This window comes from Terribacillus sp. FSL K6-0262 (genome assembly GCF_037977385.1).
Classification (GTDB): Bacteria; Bacillota; Bacilli; order Bacillales; family Amphibacillaceae; genus Terribacillus.
Genome location: NZ_CP150277.1, coordinates 806,551 through 832,447, shown reverse-complemented (window position 1 = coordinate 832,447; position 25,897 = coordinate 806,551). Strand labels below are relative to the sequence as shown.

Here is a 25,897-nt window from a genome sequence, read left to right as displayed (position 1 = left end):
ACCGGGAGATGAGGAAGCATGCGCAATTTCTTGCAGAGGTTAGGGAAATCATTGCTCATTCCGATTGTAGCTTTACCGATTGCTGGGATTCTTTATAGGCTCACTGCTGAAGACTTGCTGGATATCCCTCTATTCCAAGCAGCTGGTGTCATATTGACACAGATGGATGCGTTGATTGCAATTGGTATAGCTATGGGACTTTCTAAAACGAAGGATAAAGGTATACCGGCGTTGACTGGATTCCTTGCAATAATCGTGCTGAAAGAAGGCCTTGCATTAATGAATCCGGAACTGAACATGAGTGTGTTCGGTGGAGTGCTTGCCGGTTTAATAGCTGCTTTCATCTATAACAGATTCAAAAATACGAAACTGCCAAATATGTTTGCCTTCTTCAGCGGAGAAAAGTTTCCGATTACGGTCATTATTTTCACAATGGTACTAGTGGCGGGTTTGATGAGCTGGTTATGGCCGTATGCTCAGATGGGCATTGATGCTTTCAGTAAGATGCTGATGGGCTTGGGGGCAATAGGTGTGTTCATCTTCGGCTTCCTGAATCGATTCCTGCTGCCATTCGGCTTGCACCATGTATTAAACACGTATGTTTATTTTGGGCTCGGTGAGTACACGACTCCTTCTGGTGAAGTGGTCACTGGCGAAATCACCAGATTCCTAAGTGGAGATCCGTTGGCTGGATTTTTCATTGGCGGATTTTATATCACCATGCTTTTCGGGATACCAGCTATCGCTTTGGCAATAGCAAGAACAGCTAAGTATAAAAAGCAGGAAACAAAAACCCTGATGTCATCCGGTGCTGCCACATCAGTTGTAACAGGCATAACAGAGCCAATTGAATTCACATTTTTGTTTACCTCGCCATTGCTGTATTTCATCCACTCTGTCTATACAGGATTAGCAGGTGCAGTTTTATACGTTTTGCATATCAGGCATGGTTTTTCGTGGGGAGCTGGACTAATCGATTATGTCGTGAACTTGGGGCTGAGCGATGGAGGGCTTATTATCCTGCCGGTGGGTATCGTTTTCTTCCTGCTGTATTATTTCACCTTTTATTATGTCATCAAAAAACGTCAAGTAGCCATAATCGGACAGATAGAAGATAAGGTATATGAAGCAGTAGCAGGAGAGGAAGAGAAGGATCTGGCACTTTCCCATAATAATTACAGATACATGGCACAGAAGCTGATTGAAAATCTCGGTGGAAAACAGAACATCCTCATCAATGATAATTGCATGACGCGGCTGCGGCTTGAAATAAAAGACTTGAATGAAGTGAATCAAGCCAAAATCAAGCAAATGGGGGTACATGGGATTGTCAAAGTAGATCAGCATAATCTGCAAATCATCATTGGATCGCAGGCAGCGACTGTCAAAAAAGAAATGGATGATTTACTGGAGAGTTGAGGAGCACTCAACGCTCCCTCACCTGTAAGCCGAATAAATCCTCCATCTTCTCATTCATAAACTGATAGGATGCTTCGATTCCGGCATTATAAAAAACGGGACCCAGTTCCCTGACGATGAATTCGAGCAGCAGACCTGCGGCCAGGTCGCCTAGCTGCTCGTCTTTTTCTTGCTCAAAATAATGTTGCAAGGAACGGATCATTTCGCTGCGCTGGCTTTCATTCAATTCAATCGGCTGTTGCATCTGTTTTCCCTCCATTGCATATTTCGTTTCATTATAACAAATAATTCTGCTAGACTTTAGAAAAGGGAAAAGGTGGGAGTATGTATGGCTGAATTATCTTATGAAATAGTCAAGGAAATAGGGGTATTATCTGTATCTCCGAAGGGATGGCGGAAGGAGCTGAATCTGATTAGCTGGAATGGCCGTGAGCCGAAGTATGATATCAGGGACTGGGCCCCGGATCACGAAAAGATGGGGAAAGGAATCACTTTGTCAGCTGAAGAAGTCAGTGAATTGCGCGATCTGCTGCAGAGGCTTGATTGACATGCTGCCGGAAGAATTGGTTCGGCTAGCCAAAGAAAGGATGGCTCCCTATCCTTGTGAGGGTTTCTTGCCTGGAAGAGGGCCGAAGCACCCTGTCCTTTTCTTTGTTGGGGAAGCTCCGGGTGAGACAGAAATACATAATTTGGTCCCATTCAGCGGGCGAGCTGGCAAGGAGCTTGATTTATTATATGTATTAGAAAACCCCTGGCTATGCCGGGGGTTCCAGAAAGCTTCAAGCGTGGTAATAAAAAAACCTCACTTCATGGTAGGATAAAGTTGGTTTCCCGACCACTTTATCTCGCCATAGAAGGAGGAGTGCCCTATGAAGGACATGAACAGTTTAGCACATACAACATGGAATTGTAAGTATCACGTAGTATTTGCGCCAAAGTACAGAAGGCAGGTTATTTACGGAAAATACAAAAAGAGTATCGGACAAATTATTAGGGATTTATGTGAACGGAAAGGTGTGATTATCCATGAAGCAAATGCTTGTCCGGATCACATTCATATGTTGATAAGTATCCCGCCGAAATTAAGTGTGTCACAATTTATGGGATACTTAAAAGGGAAAAGTAGTTTAATGATATTCGATCGTCATGCCAATTTAAAATATAGATATGGAAATCGAAAATTTTGGTGTCGAGGATTCTATGTTGATACAGTCGGGAGAAATAAGAAACAAATACAAGAATATATTAGGAATCAGCTAAAAGAGGACTATATGGGCGATCAATTGACATTATTCGAAGAGTACGATCCATTTACAGGAGAAAAAAATCGGAAGAAATAAAGAAATTCTTTAGAATTGGTGAGTAGATGTGGTGCAAGAGGGAACCCATTCAGCGGGCCTTTGAGGCCTAGGCCGGTAACAAAGGCTTTTAGCCGCAGAACAAACCACCAGTTCACACTGGTGGTTTTGATTTTTGGAACGGGCAGGGGTCAACAGGTCAGAAGTATTCATCTCCAGCTCAGTCAGAAGCAGACCTTATCAATATAAGACAAAGCAGATCCGCGGAAAGACGGTCACCAAGAAATATAATCGGACACCGACTAAGGCCGAGATACTTGCGCATGCGCCCGTGCTCGATTATGAAATTGCTCATGCAGAGCCGGATATCCTTGTGACATTAGGGAAAATAGGCTGGGAAAGGGTAACCGGTTCGAAAGAGAAAATAACGGAAGCTGCCGGAAAGCTAGTAGAACAACCCATTCAGCAATTAAAAAGCTTGGGGGAGGATTCCTTCATTTTTTCGGAGAAAATATATCGTATATTCCCGACATATCATCCTGCATCTGTGTTTTATAATCCAGGATTGCGGCCGGTGATCGAGGAGCATGCATATAAGATTCGCGAGCTTTTGCATAGATAAGGAGAGGGAGCATGGAGAACATCCGTGGCAAAGTCTTGGATTTGAGCTGAATAGTCAAGACCCTGACAAAGCAGCAAGTTTCTACGCCAATGTTTTCGCTGGAAGATCGGGACGCCGAATTGGGGCTATCATGAGGTGAAGACGGATGGAGGAATCGATGGCGGCATCCGTAAGGGACCGCATGATTTTCCGCATGGAACCAGAATTCAGATTGAATTGGAGGATTTGGATAAAGCTATCCAAGCGGCCAAAGCAGAAGGGCAATTGTCGTTCTGGTTCTTTCTATCTTGCTTATTTGGACGACCCGGCCGGAATCGGCATTGGATTGGTACAGTCTGGCTCCAATGATCAGAAACAGCAGCTTAAGCGATAAAATTCTCCATTTTCAAGCTGTCCTTCCATAAAAAAAAACAGGCGTATCAGCTGACTGATACGCCTGTTTTTATTTTGCTGCTTTTTGCAGTTTTGTAATCATTTGCAAGGCACGGCCTGTACCGATTGCAACGGATTCCAATGGGTTCGGAGCCAGGTGCACGGGTACGGAAATTTCAGAAGCAAGCCACTGCTGCATGCCTTTGAGCAATGCTCCTCCTCCAGTCAAGATGACACCATGGTCAACGATATCCCCGCTTAGTTCCGGCGGGCAATCTTCCAATGTCATGCGGATTGTCTCCAGGATCTGTTCCAATGATTCCTTCAGTGCCACCTGTACTTCCTTAGAGGAAATCCCGACAGTTTTAGGCAGTCCAGTTACCATATCGCGGCCGCGGACATCCATCATCAGCTCGTCGTGCTCGATCAAAGCATGACCGATCTCCATCTTGATTTGTTCTGCAGTTCTTTCCCCGATCAAGATGTTGTAGTGCTTGCGGATATATTGGACAATTTCTTCATCCATGGAATCCCCGCCGATACGCACGGAACGGCAGGATACCACGCCGCCGAAAGAGATGATGCCAACTTCGCTTGTACCGCCGCCGATATCGACGATCACATTGGCCACTGGCTCATCAACAGGAAGGTCCGCTCCAATAGCTGCGGCAATCGGTTCTTCAATCAAATGAACATTTTTGGCACCATAGGATTTGACTGCGTTATGTATGGCGCGTCTTTCAACGGAAGTACTGCCGGACGGTGTGCAGACAACAATGGTAGGCTTGCGAAGGGAAGCGCCCATCACCTTGCTTACTTTTTTCAGAATTTCTTTCAATAATTGAGCTGTTACGTCATAGTCAGCGATTACGCCATCTTTCAATGGACGGATCGGTACGATATTCTGGGGAGTCTTACCGACCATTTCCTTTGCCTCGGCTCCAACCGCCACAACATTTTTTGTTTCCAAATCGATCGCTACGACGGAAGGTTCATTCAATACGATTCCTTTTTGTTTTGTATACACAAGTATATTTGCAGTGCCAAGGTCTATTCCGATTTCAGGATTAGCAAACATTATATTTCCTCCAATGATGACATATTTCTACTATATTCATTCTCCCCCGATATTTACTTTATGGGGGTGGATGCGTCAAAGAGCCGAAAAGCTCCTAATTTCGACATAGTTCATTCTATCACCTGGTATAGAGGTGTTAAAGAGATACCTTTATCCTAATTTGGCAGAATAAACTAATAAGTTTAGGAAGATAGTATTATATGAAGAGACAAACGCAAAGTCAATTTACAGATAGATTACAAATAATGAGGGATTGTTACAAAAACTAGGAAGGAAAAAAGGTGTCAATCCTGATTTTCATCCAATATATAGCAGGGTGGCTGTTTATTGCTAGTTTCAAAGCAAGATGAGCGGGTGCGATTTCGCATAGGAACCGACTTTTAGCATGAGACTTCGGGAAGGAGAGCCAATTGGAAAATCCAGGCTGCAATATTACATAAAAACGCATGCTATGATGTTGCTGCATCAAGAAAACACATACATCCCGAAAGGAGCAACATCATGTTCAAGAAAGTATTAGTAACAACACTATCCACAGCTATCCTGGCAGGAGGCGCTTTGGCAGGCACAGCAAACGCTGCACCGGCACAGCCAACTAAAGAAGAAGTTCAAGTGCACGTAGCACATGTAGTGAAAAGCGGATCTTTCTCTTCTATCGAAGATTTGAATAAATGGGTGAATGATTATCTATCAGCTTATAACATTCACATCGATGTTGATAGCTTGCTAGCGAAATACAATGTTCAACAGCCAGCACAACAAGAAACAGCACAGACTCCTGTACAAGCTCAACCTAAGCAGGAGGAAGCAAAAGCACCTGCTTCTAATAAAGAAGAGCAAAAAGCTGCTCCGCAAAAAGAAGAAAAAGCTGAAGAGCAAGCAACTGAACAAAAAGCACAAGCTCCAGCACAAAAACAAGAAACTGCTTCTGACAGCAAGCAGACAGAAGACAAGCAAGCTGCAGAAGGGCTGAGCGCATTTGAACAGCAAGTAGTGGACTTGACTAACCAAGAGCGTGAAAAAGCTGGTCTCAAGCCATTGAAAGCAGATGCTGAGCTAAGCAAAGTAGCACGCGCTAAATCCCAGGACATGGCTGACAATGGTTACTTCGACCACAACAGCCCGACTTACGGTTCTCCATTCGACATGATGAAATCTTTCGGTATCTCCTATCAGACTGCAGGTGAAAACATCGCCCAAGGTCAAAAGACTCCGGAAGAAGTTGTGGAAGCTTGGATGAACAGCCAAGGTCACCGTGAAAACATCCTTAACCCTGATTATACAAACATCGGTGTAGGGTACGTGGAAAACGGTAACTATTGGACACAGCAATTCATTGGTAAATAATTCAGATTATTGTATAATGAAAAGCAACCGATGCGGAATCGGTTGCTTTTTTGATTTTTGGGAGGGATTGTATGGATCTGATTTCGCTGCTTGCCGAAGAACGGATCAAGAAGGCGGAAGAAAGTGGAGAATTCCGCAACCTTCCCGGTGCAGGGAAACCTCTGGAACTGGAGGATTTATCCGGCGTACCAGAGGATATGCGGATGAGCTATAAGATCCTGAAGAATGCCGGCTATGTCCCGCCCGAAATGGAGCTGCAAAAAGAGATTGTGGCCTTACGTGATTTACTGCGTGTTTGTACGGATGATTCAGAGCGGGCGGCTTATCGGAAACGGATCAGCGAAAAGGAGATTCAATACGAAGCATTGCTGCAAAAGCTCAAGAAGCATTCGCCAAGCACCTTGGGTCAATACCGGGAACAAATCGAGCGCAATTTAACATAATCAAATAGTATTTTCTTATCAAGAGAGGTGGAGGGACTGGCCCTTGGAAGCCTCGGCAACAGGCAATGATGCACTGTGCCAATTCCAGCAGACGATGGTCTGACAGATAAGAGGAGCTTTTCGCCTTGGATAAGGAGCCTCTTCTGTAAAACGGAAGAGGCTTTTTTACATATTTTAAAGGAGTGAGAGATAATGACGAAACAAATCATCCTGCAAGCTTTCGATATGACTGCAGCTATGCACAATTCCCACGGCTTATGGAAGCATCCCGAGAGCAGAAGGCATCGCGAGTATAAGTCGCTTGACTACTGGATCGGGCATGCGCGCCTGCTGGAAAAAGGCAAGTTCGATGCGGTGTTCTTCGCTGATGTACTCGGCGTTTATGATGTCTATGGCGGGGATGAAAAGGCTGCTTTGCGCGACGGAGTCCAAGTGCCGCTGAATGACCCTGCCTTTGCCATCCCGGCAATGGCAGCTGTGACGGAGAACCTTTCCTTCGCTGTCACGGTCAGTACATCCTACGAGCAGCCATTCCATAATGCGCGTAAATTCTCGACTCTCGACCACTTGACCAAGGGGCGTGTCGCTTGGAATATCGTTACATCCTACTTACCGAATGCGGCCCGGAATTTCGGGCTGGAAAAAATGGTCAAGCATGATGAACGTTACCGGATAGCAGAGGAATTCCTGGAGGTTTCTTATAAGCTGCTTGAAGACAGCTGGGAAGAGGATGCGGTTGTTTCAGATCCGGAAAGAGGCGTTCTGGTGGACCCGGATAAGGTACATCGCATCAAGCACAAGGGGAAATACTTCTCCGTTGAAGGGCCTCATGTCAGTGAGCCATCCCCGCAGCGTACGCCAGTGCTTTACCAAGCGGGAACCTCTGAAAAAGGGCGCGATTTCGCAGCCAGACATGCTGAATGTGTGTTTGTCGGCGGACCGACACCGGAAAAAATCAACTACTATATCGAGGATATCAAAACGCGTGCAGAAGCATACGGCAGAAGCCGTGATGAAATCAAAGCATTCACTTTCCTGAATGTAGTCGTTGCTGAAACGGAAGAGGAAGCATATGCGAAATATGAAGAAATCAAGAAATATTGGAGTGCAGATGCAGCAAAGGCCCAGTATGGTGGATCGACTGGTTATGACTTGGCATCCTATGAAGATGAGGATGAACTGTTCACGTACAAGCATACGGAACAAGGGCAATCACGAGCTGCATATTTGACCAAGGACGCTGCCAGGCCATTCACGGTCAAAGAGATACAAGAGAAATTCAGCAAACCAGCTGAAATGGAGATCATCATCGGCAGCCCTGAACAGGTGGCCGACAGGATCGAGGACTTTTTTGTGAGGAGCGGAGTGGATGGCTTTAACCTGACCCATTATATTACGCCGAGGGACTTGGAGGACTTCGTCGAATTGGTTGTGCCAATCCTGCAAGAGCGGGGATTGTATAAAAAGGACTATGCAGGAGGTACATTCCGGGAGAAATTATTCGGACATCCGCATCTCCCCGGGACGCATCCGGCAAAACAAGGAAAGAGGAGCTGAACCATCAGCTCCTCTTTCCTATTCCAGATAAGTCAATGTGCCAGTCCCATCCTGATACGAAACCGTTGTCAAAGCACCGTTGATCAATGTCAATTGCGGCGGCATATGTCCTATATCAGTGTCGAAGATGATCGGCAATCCGATTTCATCGGCGAATTCCCGGATCATTTGCTCGTCTGTGTAATCCTCTGAAGGTGTGCTTCGAGCGGGTCTGCCGAATAATACACCGCTTGCCCGATCGAACCAGCCGAGCTCCTTCAGGTGCCAAAGATTCCGGTAGGCTTCTGCTGTACTCCAATCGCTCCATTCGAGATAGACGATTGTATCTTCTTCAAAAGACTCTTGCCATTTCTTGATCGGGGCATACTTTGTCCCGGCAATGACCGTCAATGTATTCAGGCAGCCGCCAATCAATCGGCCAGTAAAGGAAACAGGTTTACCAGTAGTGGATTTCCATTCCGTTTCGCTGTCCAGATCAAATCCCGCTGCATCGTCTTGTTCGAAAAGTGCATCCCAAGAAGACTGATACATGGCCGAAGCATGCTGGATAAAGTTTTTGCGTGATGGTGCAGATAAAACCTTATGCCACTGCCTTGTCGTTCCATCGAGTGATGCCATATGCAGATCGAAGAAGTTGGTTGTATGGGCTGTAGCGATATTTGTCCGGAGCGTATAGGAACAAAGAAGTGTGCTTGTATCAGAATAACCGATCAGCCATTTTGGATTGCTTGAAGCTAGCTTGTCCCAATCCAGTCTTGGCAATACTTGAATAAGCAATTCCCCGCCCCATGGCGGCATGAGGGCATCGATTTCAGGATCGGTAAGGAAGCTCATCAGTTCAGCTGCCCGGATTTCGGCAGAGCTGCTTCTGGCAGCTTCCTGGGTCCAGACTGTCTCGCCTATGATCACGCGGTTTCCCAGCTTCTCCAGCTGCTTTTTTGCTTTATGTATCCGGGGATGCAAGGAAGCGGGAACCCCGCTGGATGGTGCAGTGATTGCAAAGGTGGAGTCGGCTGTGAGAGCATGTGGATAGATGATCGGCATCAGCATCACCCTTTCTTTTCCATATTATAGCATGGGAGCACCACAGTTTGAACAAATGTTGAGCGGGGAATGGAATAGCAGATATCTGTAATCGCATTTATAAAACGAGGGAGTTGGGTGAATGATAAACGTGTTGTTTATTTGTTTAGGCAACATCTGCCGCTCACCGATGGCAGAGGCGATATTCTGCAAACGAATAGAGGAAGCAGGCCTATCAGGGCTTGTTGCTGTGGACTCTGCCGGAATCGGTCACTGGCATGAAGGAAAAAAGATACATCCTTCCGCTCGTGAGCTTCTGGGTCAAAAGGGCATTCCGATTGTCGAAAAAACAGCGAAGCAAGTACAATTGGAACAGCTGGATGCGTATGATCACATCATTGTGATGGATCGGCTTAATTTGCAGGATTTATCAGCTATGATACCTGCCTATTCGTCCCGTTATCGGCTTTTCTCGGAATTCATCAATGGACGGGAAGGCGAGGATATCGCAGATCCGTTCTTCACTGGTGAATTTGAAGCTGTATTTGAACAGCTGGATGCTGGGTGTGCGGAATTGTGCGAGACAATAAAACAACAGATACGATGGAAGGAGCCGATTTGATGAAAAGTAAGTTCACGTTAGGTTTAACGATTGGTGCTACTGTCGGCGGCTTGGTTTCGTTATGTGATGCACAGACAAGGACGCATGTACGCGGCAACTTGATGCGTGCAGGATCTGAAGCGGTTTTCTATCTCCGCAATCCTGGCGTTTTCGTGGATGATGTAAAAACATCTTATGCGCGAGTGGCGACTAGTTTATCCACCTCGGCTGATAAGGGCCTGAAAGGATTGGAGGAAGTCCAGCATGCATTGCAAAAAGTGAGTAGGCTGGATGATCAGATCGAATTGCCTGCCGGAGAGAGTCCGAAACAATTGGCAGGCACTGGAACGACTGCAGCTAGATAAAGAAAAAGCTGTATAGAGAGAGAAGGAGGAGAAGCCATGGGGAGCTTTCTGAAACAGCTGGGGCAGCGGATCGGCAATGATGAAGTGACTGGTCTGTCTGCCCAGCTGGCTTATTTTTTATTACTATCGCTATTTCCATTTATCATTTTTCTTTTATCATTGGTCGCCTTTTTACCGATCAGTCAGCAAGATATCATGAATACATTATCGACATTTGCACCTGAATCTACCATGGATTTATTGGAAGAAAATATAACGGGTCTTGTCAACAACCGGAATGGCGGACTATTGTCCATTGGTATTTTGGCAACGCTTTGGTCTGCATCGAATGGCGTCAATGCCATCATCCGTGCTTTGAATAAGGCATACGGTGTCAATGAAAACCGATCTTTCATTGTAGCCAGGGGAGTAGCCGTCGTGCTGACAATCGCGATGGTACTCGTCATCGCAGTCGCATTCCTGCTCCCGATTTTCGGTAAATCGATTGGACTTTATATCTTTTCGATTTTCGGATTGGATGAAGGCTTCCTGACTGTTTGGGGAGCTTTGCGCTGGGTGATCTCCTTTGTCATATTCTTCATCGTACTGCTTGCATTGTATGTGCTTGCCCCAAGTAAGAGACTTTCAATCAAAGAATCGATGGTCGGTGCAGCGTTTGCGGCCGTCGGCTGGATGATCGCATCCCTGTTATTTTCCTTTTATGTAGATAACTTTGGCAATTATTCCGCAACATATGGATCCCTTGGTGCAGTCATCGTCTTGATGATTTGGTTCTACCTTTCCGGTATCATCATCATTACCGGCGGTGAAATCAATGCCATGCTGGAGGAGCGGAAGAAAGCGAAAAAGGCTTCCTGATTCAAGGAAGCCTTTTTTATTTGATAGTTTGTCAATCTAAATGCGACAGTTCCTCCTGGAAAGCCTCGTAAGGAGTTTTCCATCCTAATATTTTTCGCGGGCGATGATTAATTAGGTATAGTGCTTGGTGGATTTCATCTTCTGAAACAGAGGCTAAGTCTGTTTTCTTTGGGAAGAACTCCCGAAGCAGCCCGTTACTGTTTTCATTGGTTCCTCGCTGCCATGGGGCATACGGATCGGCAAAGTAAACCGAGATATCCATTTCATTTTCGATTTCTTGATAACAAGCAAATTCTTTCCCTCGATCTGTGGTCGCTGTCTTAAATATTTCCTTAGGCATAGAAGCTGCCACTTGTGAGATAGCTTCCTTCATAGAGCGTGCACTTCGATCGTTCATTTTAACTGCGAGAAAGAAACGCGTTTTGCGTTCGGCAAACGTTCCGAAGCATCCTTTACTTTTTCCACGGCTTGATACTACTGTATCTAGTTCCCAATGGCCTGCCGATTTTCGGTCCTTCACATCTTTTGGACGCTCCTTTATCGACGTACCAATATTGAATCGACCTCTCGTTTCCCGGGGTTTTTGCCTTTTTCCTTTTTGACGGAAGACCTGATGATCGACAGAGAATCGTCTTTGATTCATCCAACGATAGATGGTTTTGAAGCTGATGATACCCAGCCTTCCTTGAATTTGTTCAGGTGACCAAGTGAGCTTTAATTTCTCCTCAATAACCACTCTAAGCTCTTCTTTCCATTTACCTTTAGGAATACAAAATTCCCGTCGTTTTTGATACATTCTGTCAGCAGAGTCAGCTTTATAGCTGCCCTCACTGTTACGCTCCAATTCTCTGGAAATAGTCGAATGGTGTCTCCCTAACTCCTTTGCGATACGACGTGCAGACCAGCCAAGCTTGTATAGTGTTTCTAGTTTTCCTCGTTCAATTGTAGTAAGATGGGAATAGCTCATGTTTTCCTCCGTTTAAGATTAGGTATGGTAACTTCATCTTACACGAGGAAACATGGGCTTTTCTATTTTCAAAAGGTGTCGCACTTAATATTACAATTCATCATTTCAATAAACGCAATCCATTCAAAATCACAAGAATCGTACTGCCTTCGTGTCCCACCACACCGAGTGGTAATCCAAGATATTGACTGATGTTTGCAAAAATCAGCAGCAGTATGACAGTGACGGAAAAAACGACGTTCTGCTTGATGATTCGGCGCATCCGCTTCGAGAGCTTGATGGCATCGGCCAGTTTTCCCAAATCGTTCTTGATCAGGATCATATCCGCTGTTTCCAGTGCTGCATCTGTCCCATTCCCCATAGCTATCCCGACTTCTGCCGTAGCAATGGCAGGAGCATCGTTGATCCCATCTCCTACCATGGCGATCATTCCATAATTCCTTTCGAGATCCTTGATTTCGGCAACTTTCTCTTCTGGCAGGCAATTGGCGCGATAAGTGGTGATGCCTGCTTGAGCGGCTATTGCTTTTGCGGTTTGATCATTATCACCTGTCAGCATGATAGTCGATATACCTAGCTTCGTCAAAGAACGGATGGCTGCTTTGGCTTCTGGTCGCAATGTATCCTGAAGAGCAAATACCCCGGCAACTCCAGCTTCATTTTCTATATAAACCAGCGATTTCCCTTCAGCAGCCAATGCGTCGGCTTGCTCTGCGAATTCTTGATCAGCCGTATTATTCATATAAGCTGCTTTGCCGATCCGCCATTTCTGTCCCTGCCATATCCCTTCCATGCCGTGTCCTGCAGCATCTGTCACTTGCTTGGCTGGTTCGATAGAGTCAGCTTCTGTATATGCTGCCACTGCTTTGGCAAGGGGGTGTGAGGATTGGGACTGAATGGCATGAGCCGCCTTTTGCACCAGGGAAGCGTCTGCCGATTCACTGACAAGAAAATCTGTTACGGATGGTTTTCCGGCAGTCAGGCTGCCAGTTTTATCAAAGGCGACCGCTTTCACTTGTCCAATCGCTTCCAGGTGCACGCCGCCTTTGACCAGGATCCCATTTCTTGCGCCTTTGGAAATAGCGGATAGGGTCGCCGGCATCACTGAGGCAACAAGGGCACATGGAGAGGCGACAACAAGCAGGATCATCGCCCGGTAAAATGATTCGGTGAAGGACCAGGTCGTAAGGATAGGAGGAACCAGGAATAATAGCAATACTAGCAACAGGACGATTTTGACATAAGGTCCTTCGAAACGTTCGATGAAGTGCTGAGCCGGTGATTTTTGTGCTTGGGCAGTTTGCACCATTGTGATGATTCGCTGAAACAATGTATCTTCCGCGGGCTTTGAGACACGGATTTCCAAGACGGCGCTGCTATTGACGGTACTGGCGAATACTTCATGTCCTTCTGATTTGGTCACTGGTATCCCTTCGCCGGTGATGGCACTTTCATCGATGCTCGTTGTTCCCTTTAAGATGATGCCATCAGCTGGGATACGTTCCCCAGGCAGTACCAGTACTCGATCATCCACTCGAAGCTGGCCGATAGGGATGGTTTCTTTTCCGGTATCGGTCACTCGGGTCGCTTCATCGGGCTGAAGTGACAGCAGAGCGCGTAATTCCTGACTGCTTCGGTTCTCGGTGTAGGTTTCCAGGGCTCCGGAAAGGGCGAAGATGAATATGAGCAAAGCGCCCTCCAGCCAATGACCGATTATAGCAGCTCCGATAGCGGCAAAAATCATCAGCATCTCTACATTCAGTTTCCGCTCCAGGATCGTTTCGGTAATTCCTTCTTTCGCTTTGCAGTATCCCCCAATCAAATATGCGGCGCTATAAAGGAAAGGGGCAGCTTCGGTGTCGCGGAACAGGAAATAGGTAATGATGATGATTGCACCACTAACTAACGCGGCAAGCAGTTCAAAGTGTTTCTTCATTCGGTTAAAACCTCCAATTCAAATATAGCTTGTTTATAATAATTATAATGTAATAGTAATTACACTATATTATAGGATTAGTTTAAAATCAATATAAAATAGGAATTATTTTTACCGGTATGTATAACAGATAGAAAATAAAAATGAAACAGTTAATAAAAATATTGAAATAGTGGAGGTTACCTGTTATCTTTTAGGATATATGAAAATATAACAAGGGGAGAGTGTATAGCTTCATGGGGAAGGGATTAGGTATTATATGTAGTTTATTTTTGATGCTGCTGCTTCTAGGGGCTTGCGGCAGCGGTGGAGATCAAGATTCTGAAAGCGCTGGCAATGATAAAACATGGGAGAGGATCCAGGAGTCCGGCAAGCTTGTAGTCGGTACATCCGGTACTCTCTTTGCGGCATCTTATTATCCAGATGGATCCGATGAGCTGACAGGTTATGATGTGGAAGTAATCAAGGAGATTGCGAAGCGTCTGGATTTGGAAGTGGAATTCAGGACATCTGACTTTAATAATATGCTTGCATCTGTACAAAATGGCAGAATAGATGTAGCGGCAAATGATATCGAAATCACCGATGAAAGAAAAGAGCAATTCGCTTTCACGGAACCCTATAAGTATTCCTATACTTCCATGATTGTACGTAAAGACGATTTGTCTGGCATCCACAGTCTGGCGGATATTAAAGGAAAACGTGCCGGCGGGGAAGCTTCGACGAACCACAGCAAGGTTGCAGAACGGCTTGGGGCAGAGGTTGTCACATACAGCAATGCAACTAATGATGTGTACTTGCGGGATGTCGATAATGGAAGGACAGACCTCATCATCAATGACTATTACTTACAATCATTGGCTTTGCAGGCTTTTCCTGATTTCAGCATCATGATCCATCCAGATTTCAAGTTCGATCAGATTGAGCAAGGTGCCATCATTTCCAAGGATGCCCCTGAGCTTAAGAAACAAATGGACAAAGCACTTGATGAAATGAAAGAAGACGGTACGTTGACTAAGCTGTCGGAGGAGTTCTATGGCGGGGCGGATGTCTCCCAAAAGCCGGAGGAAGAATTGCCGACAGTGGATGAGCTAATGGAACAAGAAGGAAATAAGTGAATCGATAAAGGAGAAACATCATCATGAAGAAACGAATGCTTGTATTATGCAGTTTGCTGGTCGTCCTTATCTTGAGTGCTTGCGGTTCTCCTGATAATGACAGTGCCGGGAAAGCGCCAGAGGATAAAGTGTGGGAAGCCATTCAGGATTCTGGAAAGCTTACCGTTGGCACTTCAGGTACATTGTATCCGGCAAGCTACTATCCGGAAGGTTCGGACGAAATTACTGGATACGATGTGGAAGTGGTGAAGGAAATTGCGAAGCGACTTGATTTGGAAGTGGAGTTCAAAACCTCCGATTTCAATAATATGCTTGCGTCCGTCCAGAATGGACGAGTCGATATGGCAGCAAATGATATCGGTGTGACGGATGAGCGTAAAGAGAAGTTCGCCTATAGCAACCCGTATAAATATTCATATACAACGATGATCGTACGCAAGGATGACCTTTCCGGGATCCATTCACTGGAAGACTTAAAAGGCAAGAAGGCTGGCGGTGAGGCGACAACGGGGTACAGCAAGATCGCAGAAGAGCTTGGTGCCGAGGTAGTGGCATATGGCAATACCACCAACGATGTCTATTTGCGTGATGTCGATAATGGCCGCACTGATTTGATCATCAATGATTATTATTTGCAGTCATTGGCACTGCAAGCTTTCCCGGACTTTAATATCACCATCCACCCGGATTTCAAATTCGATGAAACAGCCAATGCTGCCATTATGCCAAAAGATGCCCCGGAATTGAAAAAACAAGTGGACAAGGCTTTGGATGAGATGCGCGAAGATGGTACACTGACGAAGCTTTCCGAGGAGTTCTTCGGCGGAGCGGACGTTTCCAAACAACCGGATGAGGATATCCCGACGATCGATGAAGTATTGAAACAGCAGCAGGAAGAAGAAAAATGATACCATTCGATGCGGTGAACATTGGGAAATTCTTTGATGTGGAGCTGGCATGGGAGAACCTGCCTTTCATATTGGAAGGATTGCCGATGACGATAGCTGTTGCTTTCGCCGGTATGGGGATGGGGCTGATCCTCGGTTTTTTCCTGGCGATCGGCCGCAGTTCCCGATTCTTTTTCCTCAGATGGCCCTCGCGCTTTTATATTTCGTTTATGCGCGGGACGCCGATACTCGTTTTTTTATTCATCCTGTATCAAGGGCTGCCGGTTGTCCAAATCCGATTGGATGCGTTCACCTGTGCTGTCCTTGCCTTCGGTTTGAATAGTGCAGCCTATATTGCAGAAGTGAATAGAGGGGCATTGAACAGTATTCCGTATGGCCAGTGGGAATCTTCCTATGCGCTTGGTCTCAATTATTGGCAGACCTTGACCAGGGTCATCGTCCCGCAGGCAGCTCGGGTGGCGATGCCGCCGCTTACAAATGTATTTCTTGATTTAGTGAAGGCAACCAGCCTCGCAGCGGTCATTACAGTGCCGGAAATGTTCCAGAAGGCCCAAATAGTGGCTGGCCGGACTTTTGATTCGATGACGATGTATATTACAGTGGCGCTTGTATATTGGCCGCTATGTATCATCATTTCTTATTTCCAGGAACGGCTGGAGAAGCGATTCTCCCGTTATATCAATTAAAGAAGGGATGCGCCTGCCTGGGTGCATCCCTTTTAATGCTGTCCTGCAGCTATTGTATGTTTGGTGAAAACTGCATGGAGGAGCAAGGTTGTGAATATGCCAGCGAAGATGACTGTCATGATAAGAAAGAAACTGACATCGGGCATCTTTTCGATAAATACACCGCTGAGATAAGGACCGCCAAGGCTCCCGATGCTGAAGGTGATGCTGCAAAGCAGGTTTCCGGTGGGCAGCAAGTGCCGCGGTGTCAAATCGGTCATATAGCTTATGCCGAGCGAGAAGGTCGAACCAAGCAGCATGCCCGCTGCGAATAAACAGATGAGCAAGGCAATATAATGCTGTTCTGTCAATGCAGCTGTCCCGAAACACACCGTACCGAGCAGCATGACGGTCAGCAGCGTATATTTACGGCCGAATTTATCACTGAGCATACCAAGCGGAATCTGAAAAACAATACCACCGAGGGCGAAGCCGGTAAGCAATATGGACACTTCCGATACACCGATATCCTGACGCAATCCATATATAGGAAAGCTTCCGTTCAAAGAGGATTCCAAAAAGCCATATCCCAGCGGCGGCAAAAAAGCAACCCAAGCATATTTCAAAGTCGAGCCGAAGCGCTGTATCAATCCTTGCTGCTGGACTGCTTGGTTATTTTCTTCGACCGGAAATTCATTGCGCAGCTGGAAAAGAGTGAACCAAGCAATCAAGCAAAGTCCGCCGGATAAGATGAATGGCAAGGACTCCGAAACCTTGACGAGCGATGTCATGAGCGGACCTGCAGCGAACCCAATCCCGAAGAAGAGTCCATAGATGGAAATGTTCCGTCCGCGGACTGCTTCCGGTGATGACGATGTAATCCATGTCTGCGTGCCGAAATGAAGCGCATTATCCCCGATACCGATCAATAACCGCAGGACAAACCAGAACCAAAAGGATTTCCAAAGCGGGAAGGCCAGCAATGCCACAACAACGATCAGCCCGCCTCCCATGATGACTGGTCGGTATCCGTATTTACGCAGAGGGGCTTCCATGAAGGGGGATACAAGCAGAATTCCGATATAAATAGCGACAGCATTCAATCCGTTCATCGAGGAGGAAAGGCCGTCTTGCTCAAATATGATGGCAATGAGCGGGAGCAGCAATCCTTGGCTGAAACCGGAAACTGCCACAATACTGACAAGAATCCAAAAACTATATGCATTTCTCATAATGTCATTACCCCTGTATGTAAGATGATTTCCCAATCCTACTCTATAGTTTTTCCTGGATTTGGTCAATCAAGGTTCAGGGTTAAAATCTGCACGGGCCGGGAATATATACCTTTAAAGATCCAGCAAGGAGAGGTGAAGGAATTGAGGCTTACAATGAAACAGCATGGTTTCCGTACCGAATTGCCCCATCAAACATTGGATATCGACGGAAATGAGCTTTTTGGTATTCCGCCCTATCAGCTGATGGTTTCCTCGATAGCAGGATGCAGTGCCTCCGGAAAGAAACAAAGTCTTGAAATAGCTGATTTGGAAGTGGAGGCTGAAGTGGAACGCGATGAATTGGCAGCTAATCGCATTACCAAAATCACATTGACTTTCATTGTGCGCGGCTATCATTTGGATAGAGGGCAGCTGGAGAAGAATCTGGAGCTTGCCCGAAAAAACTGTTCCATGGTGCAGACGGTGAAGGATAGCATTGAAATCGAAGAGCGATTGGACCTAGTCCATCTGAATCATTTGAATCATTATTGAGATGTATAGGATGGCTCCTGACTTCAGATACTAGAAAAAAATCTGAAAGGCAGGGGCTTTTCTTTATGAAATTCGCTAGAATCCTCATAACAATCATGGCACTGACTTTGCTGACTTTTCCTTTCTCCGCAGCTGGGAAAGCGGAGAAAGTACAGAAGAAGGATACTGAAATCCCGAATCATGTTTTGAATATATCCAAGGAAAATACTTATCCGAATTCAAATAAGGATCAGATTGTGCTAGAGCCCAGTGAACTTGTCAGGGAGCTGACGGAAGAAAGTGATATTATCATCCAAAATCCCGAACTGATCCGCATTCTCAATGAATCGACGCTGAAACCTTCACCGCTTGCAATCGGATACCGCGGCATGATCTATATGGGGCATTGGCCGCTGGAATACCAGTCTGCCGAAACGAATATCAACTGGCAGTATCAAAAAGTGAATACGAATCAGCTGAGCAATGCCGGCGGCGAATCAGCCAAGCAGATGAATTACGAGCAGCAGGAAGAACGCTACGTAAAAGGCGGACTGACAGCTGAGATCGAAAATCCGAAGGACATCAAGCTAATGATGCTCCAGCAGGCACAGAAGAACACGAAGCTTCCGCTATCCTTCCAGACAGTCATCGGAAAAGGAACGAATAAGGAAAATGCCTATGGTGTTCCTTTGAATAAGTCCGGGATCCTTACTGCTTATGCACCGGCAGTCAATGAGAAGGGAACGATCACGTTCGGGGAAGTCTATCTGGAATTGAAGGGCTCCAGAAAACAGATTGTTGTCAGGAATGTGACCAAACAGGGAATCGGGGCCTGGATCCCGATTCAAGACCATCTGTCCTTCACCTTCAACGTTCAATAACGAACGAGGCTGTGATATACTAAGAGCCAGATGAAGCGGTAAAGGGGTTTTACAGTTGGCAGCAAGTAAAGTGGATGATTTGAAGCAGCGTCTGGCTGCATTCATGGATTATTTGGATAGTATCGAACCAGAAGAGACGTCCTTGGATGAAATCGATGAAATGCTCCGAATGCTTGATGAAATGGAAAATAAATTAAAGTAAGACCATGCTTTTGGCATGGTCTTCAGATTGTAGAGAAATCCCAGTTTCTCTACAATCTTTTTTTATTCGATACTCTTCTGCTTTCTTTAAAGGGCTGTTTTATAAAAAAGATAGCCAGCCACCTACCTATCCTAGCTTTGCTAGGTGGTTGGCTATCTTTTTTATGTTCTGACAGGTCGCTGTCATCAGCGCCTGTTCCTGCACTTTTTCTCTTCCTCGTAACCTACAATAGCGAAGCCCGTGGAGTTGTTTCGCATCCGCAAAGCTTCGCTCTATCGTTTCTTTTCGCAATTTATATAATAACTTTCCTGAGTGGCTCAGGCGATTTTCCCGCACCCAATCTTTACTACCTTCCCAAACATGCCTTGTGATAACTTTTCGATGATTTCTTGATTTCGTACATGTGGCCAACAGTGGGCAAGCAGTACATTGTTTAGGGTCAGATGCGTATTCTTTATACCCTTCTCGATTTGTTGTTCGCAGAGGTAATGTTTGTCCGTTTGGACAAACATAATGATCTTTCTCTGGGACATACTTGAACTTCCATTTAGGCATTAATCCTTTAGTAGGATGAAAACGTCGGTGACCGATGACAGCGAAAATATTCTGTTCATTCAAGGCGTGACAGATTGGCGTAGTGAGATAACCGGAGTCCAGAGCGACAGCTTCCACATCAAAATTAAAGCGTTCCTTCTGTCGTTCAAGGCGCTCCAAATAAGGCCGTGAATCGTGCACATTTCCGGCCGTGACATGGACATCGGTAATAATATTATATTTCATATCCGTAGTTCTATGATCTAAGTAGAAAAAGCCTTCAGGCTTTCCTTCTCGATACATATAGCCACTCTCTGGATCAGTCGTGCTTTCTTTCACTACTTTCGTTTCTGTCACCTCCTCTCGTGACTTTAAAGCTTTTTTCCTTGTTTTGTACGTTCTTCTTGGATTGCTTTATCCAATTCTTCCTGATATGAACGAGTAGCTTCCTGTACTTCCTTCTTGATGAACTTTCTTTTATTCGCATTGGCTTTTAAGTGGGTGGAATCAGTGAATAAGACGCGTCCTCCAACCATACGATGCTTCATTGCCTGTTCTACAATTTCATCAAAGATTTGTTGGAAGATATCTGTGCCCTTGAATCGATTACAACGATTCCAGCTTATTGTAGAGTGGTGAGGGACTGGGTCCGTGAGTTTAAGTCCTAAAAACCAACGGTAAGCAATGTTTGTCTGGATTTCTTTCTCTAATTGCCTTTCGGAACGGATACCGAAAAGGTAGCCGATAAAGATCATTTTAAAGAGGACAAGAGGATCTAGGGAAGGACGGCCATTGTCCGCCGAATAATAAGGACGAACTTTTTCACGGATGAAGGAGAAATCTATGTGGGTTTCTATCTTACGCAATAGGTGGTTTTCAGGGACAAGTTCTTCTATAGTTACGATTTCAAGAGCTGTTTGGTCATTCTCTCTGGAATTTAACATCTTGGCACCGCCTTTTAGTCGTTTCTTCTATTATAAAAAAGTAAGAAAAAGAAGTGAACTCAAAATAAAAAGGCTGTCGAGACTTTCTCGACAGCCTGAAGACCATGCTTTTGGCATGGTCTTTTCTATGTTTTCGTCGCATAGAGGGATGGGATTTGGCGCAATCTATCGGTAAGGAGAGTGTGTCATATGCGATGGAAAACAATCATGCCCCTGCTTGCTTTATTGCTTATCGCAGCACCATCATTTGTATGGGCTGAAAGCTCTGTCAGCTATGGATGGGGATTTGTAAAAAGCAAGGATGGCAGTATCCCGGAGATCGGCAAATACCAGCAGCTATTGGATGAATACAACAGCTATTATCTGGATGATTCAGGGGAGAAAACAGTCTATATCACTTTTGACAATGGATATGAGCAAGGTTATACCGGGGATATCCTGGATGTATTGAAGAAGCATGATGTCCCAGCTGCTTTTTTTATCACGGGTCATTATGTCTCATCAGCACCTGACCTGGTGAAAAGAATGGTGGATGAAGGGCATATCGTCGGCAATCATTCCTATCATCATCCTGATTTGACCAAGGTCTCCAAAGAGAAGATGAAGCAAGAGCTGGAGATGCTGGAGGATGCTGTAGCTGATTTGACGGACCAGGACGAGATGCATTATTTGCGAGCTCCCCGCGGTACTTTCAGCGCCCGCTCGCTTAAATGGTCGGAAGAGCTTGGTTATACGAATGTTTTCTGGTCACTCGCCTATGCGGATTGGAGGACGGGTGAACAAAAAGGATGGCAGTATGCGTATGATCAAGTAATGGCCCAGATGCATCCGGGAGCAGTCGTCTTGCTGCATGCCGTTTCTGAAGATAATGCCATCGCACTGGAAAAACTGATCATTGAATTGAAGAAACAGGGATATTCATTCCGGACATTGGATGACTTGGTCAAACAGGATATCCTGCCACAGGCGATTACGCAGTTCTAAAGCTGATCTTCATTCGGATCAGCTTTTTTATTTTGTTTGGATGACTGCATGGACGATTTCCAAGAAGTAATCCTGCCATGTTTTATCCGCTGTATTCTTCATGATAGCCCTCCTCCTGCAGCTAACTCCGCAGCCATGCTATTTCGGCCATCCAAGGGAGCGGGGGCAGCTTCATGGCGGAAATCCTCAACATCCGTCAAGGATAACTCGCTGCTATCCATCGTTCCATGCTCCATGTTTTCTGTAAGAGCTTCTGCCGGTATTTTGCTGTTGCTGTTTATGCGGCTGCTGCCAAGAATCAATCCAATAGACAATCTCTCACGACCTTTCCAATATTCATAAAAAAAGTGTATACTGCACTCATGCATAGGAAAAGCTGAATTATTTGATTATAATGATCGGAAAATGCGATTTAGGAGTGGGTGGATATGCATATCAATCATTTAAAGACGTTTGCTGTGGCGGCAGACACACTGAATTTCACGAAGACAGCTCAGCGGCTTGATTATGCCCAATCCAGTGTCACGGCCCAAATAAAGGCTTTGGAAAAGGAATATGGCATCGAATTATTCCAGCGTCTTGGAAAGAGGATTTATTTGACTGAAGCGGGAATAAAGATGCAGAGCTATGCCAAGAGGATATTGACATTGCATGATGAGATGAGACAGGAGTTCGAGGAAGGGATGGAGGAAAAAGGCACGATCCTGATCGGCGCCTGTGAGAGTCAATGCATTTACCGTCTGCCTGCATTGCTTCGTTTCATCCGTTCTCGATATCCGCAGGTGCAAGTCATCCTGAAGCCTGTGCCATCCAGTAAAACTTCGGAACAGATGCTGCAGGAAGGCGAATTGGATGTGGCATTTATCATGGATCGGGATCGGGAATATGGTTCTTTGGAATCCGTTTCCCTATTTGAGGAGGATATCGTCCTGATCGGCTCCCCGAACCATCCATTATCCGTTCAATCCACTGCTGGCTTGGATGAGGTGATGCAACATCCCTTGATACTGACCGAAAAAGGTTGTTCCTACAGGATGGAATTGGAGCAAGTTCTGGAGGAACAGAATCTATATGCAGAAAACATCATCGAATTCGGCAGCATTGAAGCAATCAAGCAATGCGTGAAAGCGGGGCTGGGCTTTTCTTATTTGCCGCTTATGACGGTTCAAAACGAATTGGAATCAGGGGAATTAAAGGCAGTCAGACTGGATGTACCAATCAAACAGCCTACAACGAAATTGCTTTGGCATAAAGACAAGCGAATGACGAAGGTGATACAGGATGTCATTGAATTTGCCAGGAAGCATATGGAATAGGAGAGACTGATCATGTGGGAAACAGAGCTTACAGGAACACATACATACGATTATCATTATTTAATGAAAAGATGGAGTATGGATCAATTGAATTCGGTTGATCCGGAAAGTCAAACAGTGAAGCTTCCGGTTGTTTCAGGGGATGGGGCCCGGCATATCGTTCGGTTGCAGTTCAGCGGACCAATCACATCTCCTTCCGTTAAAGTTTCTTCGGCGGATCCTTCCAGGCAGGCGGAAATAATTTCTTGGGTGGAGAAGTGGCTGCAGTGGGAGGTTGATCTTGCCGATGTAGCTGCACATTTTGCCGGTTCGGATTTGGAACAGCTGTTTTACGCACATGCGGGAACCCCGATCGTAAAAGATACGGACGTCTATTATAGCTTGATGAAAACAATCATCCACCAGCAATTGAATTTGAAGTTTGCCTACACGCTGACGAACCGATTTGTGGAGAATTTCGGGACAAAAGTAGAAGACATCTGGTTCTATCCGTCGCCTGGGGAGATTGCTTCTTTATCCTATGATGCCTTACGCAAACTGCAGTTTTCGCAGCGGAAGGCAGAGTATGTAATCGATACCAGCCGCCTGATTGCAGAGGGGAAATTGGATCTCATGCAGCTTGCTTCGGCATCCGATGAGGAAATAGCTGCAGAATTGACGAAAATCCGGGGGCTTGGCAGCTGGTCGGCACAGAACTGGATGCTGTCCGGTTTAGGGCGAGCTGATTTATTACCAGCTGCTGATATCGGGATACAAAAAGCATTGAAGCTCTACGATAACCTCGCCGAAAAGCCGACGCCAGCAGCAATACATGAGCGGGGAGAAAGATGGGCTCCTTACCGTAGTTATGCGGCTGTTACGCTTTGGAGAAGTATTGAGACCTGATACTAATATCAAGTTTTATAATTTGGTAACAATTATTGCTGGGAAGTCGTGCTTCAGTCTGCTATAATAAGTCCATTAGTTAAATCAGGCAGCCATTTAGGAGGCGAAAGTATGGATAGAAAAGATTTGATTGCACCAGAGCAATACAACATCGTTGATGAAATGGAGCGACATGTTACAGACGAAGATCGTAAAGCGCTCATTTGGATGGATGATGCGGGCAATAAGAAGGAAGTGACGTACAAGGCGTTATTCCAGGATGTCAACCGCACAGGTAATGTTCTGAAACAACTGGGCTTGGAAAAAGGCGATTCCATTTTGGTGATGGTACCGCGTATCGTGGAGGCATATCATATTTATGCTGCAGCCTTGAAGCTTGGAATTGTGATCATCCCTAGCTCCGAAATGCTGAAAACGAAGGATTTACAATACCGTATCGATCATGGGAAAGTGAAGGGGATCATCAGCTTTCATAAATTCACAGAGCAATTCGACGCAATCGAAAACCAAGAGAGTTTGATCAAGCTTTCTGTCGGAGGGCCGGCTGAAGGATGGCAGGAACTCCAAGTGCTTAAAGCGGCAGCATCGGATGAGCTGGAAACAGTGCGGACATCAAGAGACGACTTAGCGCTGCTGTCTTATACGAGCGGTACAACAGGGAATCCAAAGGGTGTGGTTCATACACATGGCTGGGGCTACGCACACTTGCGTACAGCAGCTGAGAACTGGCTATCCGCTTCCAAAGGGGATATCGTGTGGGCAACAGCAGCACCGGGCTGGCAGAAATGGGTATGGAGCCCATTCCTATCCGTATTGGGCACAGGGGCAACTGGCTTTGTCTACATGGGGCGTTTTGATGCCAAAACGTATCTTTCCCTTTTGGAGGATTATAAAATCAATGTGCTCTGCTGTACCCCGACAGAATACCGCCTGATGGCAAAGGTGACGGATCTTGGCAGCTATAACTTGAGTGCTTTGCATAGTGCGGTATCTGCCGGCGAACCATTGAACCGGGAAGTGATCGATGTCTTCCAAAAGCACTTTGATATTATTGTGCGTGATGGCTATGGACAGACAGAAAGCACGCTGCTGCTTGGTATCATGAAAGGGATGGAGCCTAGACCAGGTTCCATGGGTAAACCGACACCAGGTAATGAGGTAGTCGTGATCGATGAAGATGGCAATCCGGTAAAAACGGGTGAAGTCGGTGATATTGCACTGAAGCTGGACAGTCCTGCTTTGTTCAAAACATATTTCCGTGAGCCGGAACGACGTGAACAAGCGGAAAGAAACGGTTACTTCGTCACTGGCGATCAAGCTTCCGTCGATGAAGACGGGTATTTCTGGTTTGAAGGCCGCAGCGATGACATCATCATCAGCTCCGGTTATACGATCGGACCATTCGAAGTGGAGGATGCCTTGGTCAAACATCCAGCTGTAGCGGAATGCGCAGTCGTTGCCAGCCCGGATGAAATTCGCGGCAATGTCGTCAAAGCATTCGTCATCCTGCGCGAAGGTGTGGATGAGGACGATCCGGAGCTTGTCAAAGAATTGCAGACACATGTGAAAAATACCACTGCACCTTATAAGTATCCACGTAAAATTGAATTCGTCAAAGAATTGCCGAAGACTTCCTCCGGTAAAATCAGACGGGTCGAATTGCGCAACCAGGAAAAACAAAAAACGAAATAAAACAGAAGCATCGCCTACAGCCGGGCGGTGCTTTTTTATTTGCCTTGGGCTTAAACTAAAATAATTATAAAAAATAAAGCAAAGTACTTGAAAGTCAAAGAAGGTCAGACTATAATGAAGTCACAAGGTCAAAGATA

Annotated in this window: 29 protein-coding genes and 1 riboswitch; of the genes, 21 read left to right on the top strand and 8 right to left on the bottom strand. The window is 45.8% G+C overall.

Features of this window, described 5'->3' with window-relative positions:
* Window positions 1–18 precede the first annotated feature (18 nt).
* Entirely contained in the window at window positions 19–1,419 is a 1,401-nt protein-coding gene (locus tag MHI54_RS04330; RefSeq protein WP_340082362.1) for a PTS transporter subunit EIIC, read from the top strand.
* Window positions 1,420–1,426: 7 nt separating this feature from the next.
* On the opposite strand, the gene MHI54_RS04325 is transcribed toward MHI54_RS04330, so the two are convergent.
* Window positions 1,427–1,663 carry a DUF2164 family protein gene (locus MHI54_RS04325; protein ID WP_095214924.1) on the bottom strand — a complete coding sequence of 79 codons (237 nt, stop codon included), beginning with the start codon at window positions 1,661–1,663 and terminating at the stop codon, window positions 1,427–1,429.
* An 84-nt stretch (window positions 1,664–1,747) separates the two neighbouring features.
* On the opposite strand from MHI54_RS04325, the gene MHI54_RS04320 reads away from it, so the two are divergent.
* The 4 genes from MHI54_RS04320 (at window position 1,748) to MHI54_RS04305 (ending at window position 3,687) form a co-directional block, all read left to right on the top strand.
* Window positions 1,748–1,966 (top strand): YdbC family protein, encoded by a 219-nt coding sequence (locus MHI54_RS04320; RefSeq protein ID WP_095214923.1) that lies wholly within the window; start codon window positions 1,748–1,750, stop codon window positions 1,964–1,966.
* A 322-nt stretch (window positions 1,967–2,288) separates the two neighbouring features.
* On the top strand, window positions 2,289–2,759 hold the full coding sequence (gene tnpA, locus MHI54_RS04315) for an IS200/IS605 family transposase (protein WP_093727170.1): 471 nt from the start codon (window positions 2,289–2,291) through the stop codon (window positions 2,757–2,759).
* A 133-nt stretch (window positions 2,760–2,892) separates the two neighbouring features.
* Window positions 2,893–3,339, top strand: a complete 447-nt coding sequence (locus MHI54_RS04310) for a uracil-DNA glycosylase family protein (protein ID WP_340082361.1) — start codon at window positions 2,893–2,895, stop codon at window positions 3,337–3,339.
* A 135-nt stretch (window positions 3,340–3,474) separates the two neighbouring features.
* A complete protein-coding gene (locus MHI54_RS04305; protein WP_340082360.1) occupies window positions 3,475–3,687 on the top strand; it encodes a hypothetical protein in 213 nt (70 codons plus the stop codon).
* A gap of 94 nt (window positions 3,688–3,781) precedes the next feature.
* Here the strand turns inward: MHI54_RS04305 and mreBH are convergent, their stop codons facing one another.
* Window positions 3,782–4,789 carry a rod-share determining protein MreBH gene (mreBH, locus tag MHI54_RS04300; protein ID WP_095214921.1) on the bottom strand — a complete coding sequence of 336 codons (1,008 nt, stop codon included), beginning with the start codon at window positions 4,787–4,789 and terminating at the stop codon, window positions 3,782–3,784.
* Between the two features lie 501 nt (window positions 4,790–5,290).
* Between mreBH and MHI54_RS04295 the strand changes: the two genes are divergently transcribed.
* The 3 genes from MHI54_RS04295 to MHI54_RS04285 all read left to right on the top strand — a co-directional run bounded on the left by MHI54_RS04295 (window position 5,291) and on the right by MHI54_RS04285 (window position 8,136).
* On the top strand, window positions 5,291–6,136 hold the full coding sequence (locus tag MHI54_RS04295; RefSeq protein WP_095214920.1) for a CAP domain-containing protein: 846 nt from the start codon (window positions 5,291–5,293) through the stop codon (window positions 6,134–6,136).
* A gap of 71 nt (window positions 6,137–6,207) precedes the next feature.
* The gene (locus MHI54_RS04290; RefSeq protein WP_095214919.1) at window positions 6,208–6,579 is read left to right on the top strand and encodes a DUF1992 domain-containing protein; all 372 of its coding nucleotides are present in this window, start codon (window positions 6,208–6,210) and stop codon (window positions 6,577–6,579) included.
* A 12-nt stretch (window positions 6,580–6,591) separates the two neighbouring features.
* Window positions 6,592–6,692: riboswitch (SAM riboswitch) on the top strand.
* A gap of 79 nt (window positions 6,693–6,771) precedes the next feature.
* A complete protein-coding gene (locus MHI54_RS04285; RefSeq protein ID WP_340082357.1) occupies window positions 6,772–8,136 on the top strand; it encodes an LLM class flavin-dependent oxidoreductase in 1,365 nt (454 codons plus the stop codon).
* An 18-nt stretch (window positions 8,137–8,154) separates the two neighbouring features.
* On the opposite strand, the gene MHI54_RS04280 is transcribed toward MHI54_RS04285, so the two are convergent.
* Window positions 8,155–9,180 (bottom strand): S66 peptidase family protein, encoded by a 1,026-nt coding sequence (locus tag MHI54_RS04280; RefSeq protein ID WP_158221480.1) that lies wholly within the window; start codon window positions 9,178–9,180, stop codon window positions 8,155–8,157.
* A 121-nt stretch (window positions 9,181–9,301) separates the two neighbouring features.
* Between MHI54_RS04280 and MHI54_RS04275 the strand changes: the two genes are divergently transcribed.
* The 3 genes from MHI54_RS04275 to MHI54_RS04265 are packed head-to-tail and all read left to right on the top strand — an operon-like array spanning window position 9,302 to window position 10,983.
* Complete coding sequence (locus MHI54_RS04275; protein ID WP_095214916.1) at window positions 9,302–9,781, top strand: low molecular weight protein-tyrosine-phosphatase; 480 nt, start codon at window positions 9,302–9,304, stop codon at window positions 9,779–9,781.
* Window positions 9,781–10,125, top strand: a complete 345-nt coding sequence (locus tag MHI54_RS04270) for a hypothetical protein (protein ID WP_095214915.1) — start codon at window positions 9,781–9,783, stop codon at window positions 10,123–10,125. The genes MHI54_RS04275 and MHI54_RS04270 overlap by 1 nt, the downstream gene beginning before the upstream one ends.
* A 36-nt stretch (window positions 10,126–10,161) precedes the next feature.
* Window positions 10,162–10,983, top strand: a complete 822-nt coding sequence (locus MHI54_RS04265; RefSeq protein ID WP_095214914.1) for a YihY/virulence factor BrkB family protein — start codon at window positions 10,162–10,164, stop codon at window positions 10,981–10,983.
* A gap of 31 nt (window positions 10,984–11,014) precedes the next feature.
* Here the strand turns inward: MHI54_RS04265 and MHI54_RS04260 are convergent, their stop codons facing one another.
* Both MHI54_RS04260 and MHI54_RS04255 read right to left on the bottom strand, forming a co-directional pair.
* Window positions 11,015–11,950, bottom strand: a complete 936-nt coding sequence (locus MHI54_RS04260) for an IS30 family transposase (RefSeq protein ID WP_340081424.1) — start codon at window positions 11,948–11,950, stop codon at window positions 11,015–11,017.
* Window positions 11,951–12,050: 100 nt separating this feature from the next.
* The gene (locus MHI54_RS04255) at window positions 12,051–13,904 is read right to left on the bottom strand and encodes a heavy metal translocating P-type ATPase (protein WP_340082920.1); all 1,854 of its coding nucleotides are present in this window, start codon (window positions 13,902–13,904) and stop codon (window positions 12,051–12,053) included.
* 218 nt (window positions 13,905–14,122) lie between these two features.
* Between MHI54_RS04255 and MHI54_RS04250 the strand changes: the two genes are divergently transcribed.
* From MHI54_RS04250 to MHI54_RS04240, 3 genes are read left to right on the top strand one after another with little or no spacing between them, the layout of a single operon-like run.
* Window positions 14,123–15,004: a transporter substrate-binding domain-containing protein gene (locus MHI54_RS04250; RefSeq protein ID WP_095214912.1), complete on the top strand. Its 882-nt coding sequence runs from the start codon at window positions 14,123–14,125 to the stop codon at window positions 15,002–15,004.
* A gap of 23 nt (window positions 15,005–15,027) precedes the next feature.
* Entirely contained in the window at window positions 15,028–15,912 is an 885-nt protein-coding gene (locus MHI54_RS04245; protein ID WP_340082353.1) for a transporter substrate-binding domain-containing protein, read from the top strand.
* Complete coding sequence (locus MHI54_RS04240) at window positions 15,909–16,598, top strand: amino acid ABC transporter permease (protein ID WP_095214910.1); 690 nt, start codon at window positions 15,909–15,911, stop codon at window positions 16,596–16,598. Before MHI54_RS04245 ends, MHI54_RS04240 begins: the two co-directional genes overlap by 4 nt.
* Window positions 16,599–16,630: 32 nt before the next feature.
* On the opposite strand, the gene MHI54_RS04235 is transcribed toward MHI54_RS04240, so the two are convergent.
* A complete protein-coding gene (locus MHI54_RS04235; protein WP_340082352.1) occupies window positions 16,631–17,809 on the bottom strand; it encodes an MFS transporter in 1,179 nt (392 codons plus the stop codon).
* A gap of 156 nt (window positions 17,810–17,965) precedes the next feature.
* On the opposite strand from MHI54_RS04235, the gene MHI54_RS04230 reads away from it, so the two are divergent.
* From MHI54_RS04230 to MHI54_RS04220, 3 genes are all read left to right on the top strand, one after another.
* On the top strand, window positions 17,966–18,343 hold the full coding sequence (locus tag MHI54_RS04230) for an OsmC family protein (RefSeq protein WP_340082351.1): 378 nt from the start codon (window positions 17,966–17,968) through the stop codon (window positions 18,341–18,343).
* Between the two features lie 65 nt (window positions 18,344–18,408).
* Window positions 18,409–19,203: a YfkD famly protein gene (locus MHI54_RS04225; protein WP_095214907.1), complete on the top strand. Its 795-nt coding sequence runs from the start codon at window positions 18,409–18,411 to the stop codon at window positions 19,201–19,203.
* Window positions 19,204–19,258: 55 nt separating this feature from the next.
* A complete protein-coding gene (locus tag MHI54_RS04220; protein WP_198946021.1) occupies window positions 19,259–19,405 on the top strand; it encodes an SE1561 family protein in 147 nt (48 codons plus the stop codon).
* A 126-nt stretch (window positions 19,406–19,531) separates the two neighbouring features.
* Here MHI54_RS04220 and MHI54_RS04215 read toward each other — a convergent pair.
* A protein-coding gene (locus tag MHI54_RS04215; RefSeq protein WP_340081544.1) for an IS1182 family transposase occupies window positions 19,532–20,883 on the bottom strand; the annotation gives its coding sequence in 2 pieces (ribosomal slippage) (window positions 19,532–20,316 and window positions 20,316–20,883; 1,353 coding nt in all).
* 189 nt (window positions 20,884–21,072) lie between these two features.
* Here MHI54_RS04215 and pdaA point away from each other — a divergent pair.
* Entirely contained in the window at window positions 21,073–21,867 is a 795-nt protein-coding gene (gene pdaA / locus MHI54_RS04210; RefSeq protein ID WP_340082350.1) for a delta-lactam-biosynthetic de-N-acetylase, read from the top strand.
* Between the two features lie 98 nt (window positions 21,868–21,965).
* On the opposite strand, the gene MHI54_RS04205 is transcribed toward pdaA, so the two are convergent.
* The gene (locus MHI54_RS04205; protein WP_340082348.1) at window positions 21,966–22,181 is read right to left on the bottom strand and encodes a hypothetical protein; all 216 of its coding nucleotides are present in this window, start codon (window positions 22,179–22,181) and stop codon (window positions 21,966–21,968) included.
* Between the two features lie 114 nt (window positions 22,182–22,295).
* Here MHI54_RS04205 and MHI54_RS04200 point away from each other — a divergent pair, with 114 nt between their 5' ends.
* The 3 genes from MHI54_RS04200 to MHI54_RS04190 all read left to right on the top strand — a co-directional run bounded on the left by MHI54_RS04200 (window position 22,296) and on the right by MHI54_RS04190 (window position 25,760).
* Complete coding sequence (locus MHI54_RS04200; protein WP_340082347.1) at window positions 22,296–23,183, top strand: LysR family transcriptional regulator; 888 nt, start codon at window positions 22,296–22,298, stop codon at window positions 23,181–23,183.
* 12 nt (window positions 23,184–23,195) lie between these two features.
* Window positions 23,196–24,068: a DNA-3-methyladenine glycosylase gene (locus MHI54_RS04195; RefSeq protein WP_340082346.1), complete on the top strand. Its 873-nt coding sequence runs from the start codon at window positions 23,196–23,198 to the stop codon at window positions 24,066–24,068.
* A gap of 111 nt (window positions 24,069–24,179) precedes the next feature.
* The gene (locus tag MHI54_RS04190) at window positions 24,180–25,760 is read left to right on the top strand and encodes an acyl--CoA ligase (protein WP_095214904.1); all 1,581 of its coding nucleotides are present in this window, start codon (window positions 24,180–24,182) and stop codon (window positions 25,758–25,760) included.
* Window positions 25,761–25,897: the final 137 nt, after the last annotated feature.

What these genes read in the sequence shown, in the direction of transcription:
- mreBH (WP_095214921.1), bottom strand. Translation starts at nt 4,789, where the DNA reads ATGTTTGCTAATCCTGAAATCGGAATAGACCTTGGCACTGCAAATATA.
- MHI54_RS04270 (WP_095214915.1), top strand. Translation starts at nt 9,781, where the DNA reads ATGAAAAGTAAGTTCACGTTAGGTTTAACGATTGGTGCTACTGTCGGC.
- MHI54_RS04295 (WP_095214920.1), top strand. Translation starts at nt 5,291, where the DNA reads ATGTTCAAGAAAGTATTAGTAACAACACTATCCACAGCTATCCTGGCA.
- MHI54_RS04275 (WP_095214916.1), top strand. Translation starts at nt 9,302, where the DNA reads ATGATAAACGTGTTGTTTATTTGTTTAGGCAACATCTGCCGCTCACCG.
- MHI54_RS04225 (WP_095214907.1), top strand. Translation starts at nt 18,409, where the DNA reads ATGAAATTCGCTAGAATCCTCATAACAATCATGGCACTGACTTTGCTG.
- MHI54_RS04265 (WP_095214914.1), top strand. Translation starts at nt 10,162, where the DNA reads ATGGGGAGCTTTCTGAAACAGCTGGGGCAGCGGATCGGCAATGATGAA.
- MHI54_RS04280 (WP_158221480.1), bottom strand. Translation starts at nt 9,180, where the DNA reads ATGCCGATCATCTATCCACATGCTCTCACAGCCGACTCCACCTTTGCA.
- pdaA (WP_340082350.1), top strand. Translation starts at nt 21,073, where the DNA reads ATGCGATGGAAAACAATCATGCCCCTGCTTGCTTTATTGCTTATCGCA.
- MHI54_RS04250 (WP_095214912.1), top strand. Translation starts at nt 14,123, where the DNA reads ATGGGGAAGGGATTAGGTATTATATGTAGTTTATTTTTGATGCTGCTG.
- MHI54_RS04190 (WP_095214904.1), top strand. Translation starts at nt 24,180, where the DNA reads ATGGATAGAAAAGATTTGATTGCACCAGAGCAATACAACATCGTTGAT.
- MHI54_RS04330 (WP_340082362.1), top strand. Translation starts at nt 19, where the DNA reads ATGCGCAATTTCTTGCAGAGGTTAGGGAAATCATTGCTCATTCCGATT.
- MHI54_RS04200 (WP_340082347.1), top strand. Translation starts at nt 22,296, where the DNA reads ATGCATATCAATCATTTAAAGACGTTTGCTGTGGCGGCAGACACACTG.
- MHI54_RS04235 (WP_340082352.1), bottom strand. Translation starts at nt 17,809, where the DNA reads ATGAGAAATGCATATAGTTTTTGGATTCTTGTCAGTATTGTGGCAGTT.
- MHI54_RS04260 (WP_340081424.1), bottom strand. Translation starts at nt 11,950, where the DNA reads ATGAGCTATTCCCATCTTACTACAATTGAACGAGGAAAACTAGAAACA.
- MHI54_RS04285 (WP_340082357.1), top strand. Translation starts at nt 6,772, where the DNA reads ATGACGAAACAAATCATCCTGCAAGCTTTCGATATGACTGCAGCTATG.
- MHI54_RS04245 (WP_340082353.1), top strand. Translation starts at nt 15,028, where the DNA reads ATGAAGAAACGAATGCTTGTATTATGCAGTTTGCTGGTCGTCCTTATC.
- MHI54_RS04325 (WP_095214924.1), bottom strand. Translation starts at nt 1,663, where the DNA reads ATGCAACAGCCGATTGAATTGAATGAAAGCCAGCGCAGCGAAATGATC.
- MHI54_RS04230 (WP_340082351.1), top strand. Translation starts at nt 17,966, where the DNA reads ATGAAACAGCATGGTTTCCGTACCGAATTGCCCCATCAAACATTGGAT.
- tnpA (WP_093727170.1), top strand. Translation starts at nt 2,289, where the DNA reads ATGAAGGACATGAACAGTTTAGCACATACAACATGGAATTGTAAGTAT.
- MHI54_RS04240 (WP_095214910.1), top strand. Translation starts at nt 15,909, where the DNA reads ATGATACCATTCGATGCGGTGAACATTGGGAAATTCTTTGATGTGGAG.
- MHI54_RS04290 (WP_095214919.1), top strand. Translation starts at nt 6,208, where the DNA reads ATGGATCTGATTTCGCTGCTTGCCGAAGAACGGATCAAGAAGGCGGAA.
- MHI54_RS04195 (WP_340082346.1), top strand. Translation starts at nt 23,196, where the DNA reads ATGTGGGAAACAGAGCTTACAGGAACACATACATACGATTATCATTAT.
- MHI54_RS04320 (WP_095214923.1), top strand. Translation starts at nt 1,748, where the DNA reads ATGGCTGAATTATCTTATGAAATAGTCAAGGAAATAGGGGTATTATCT.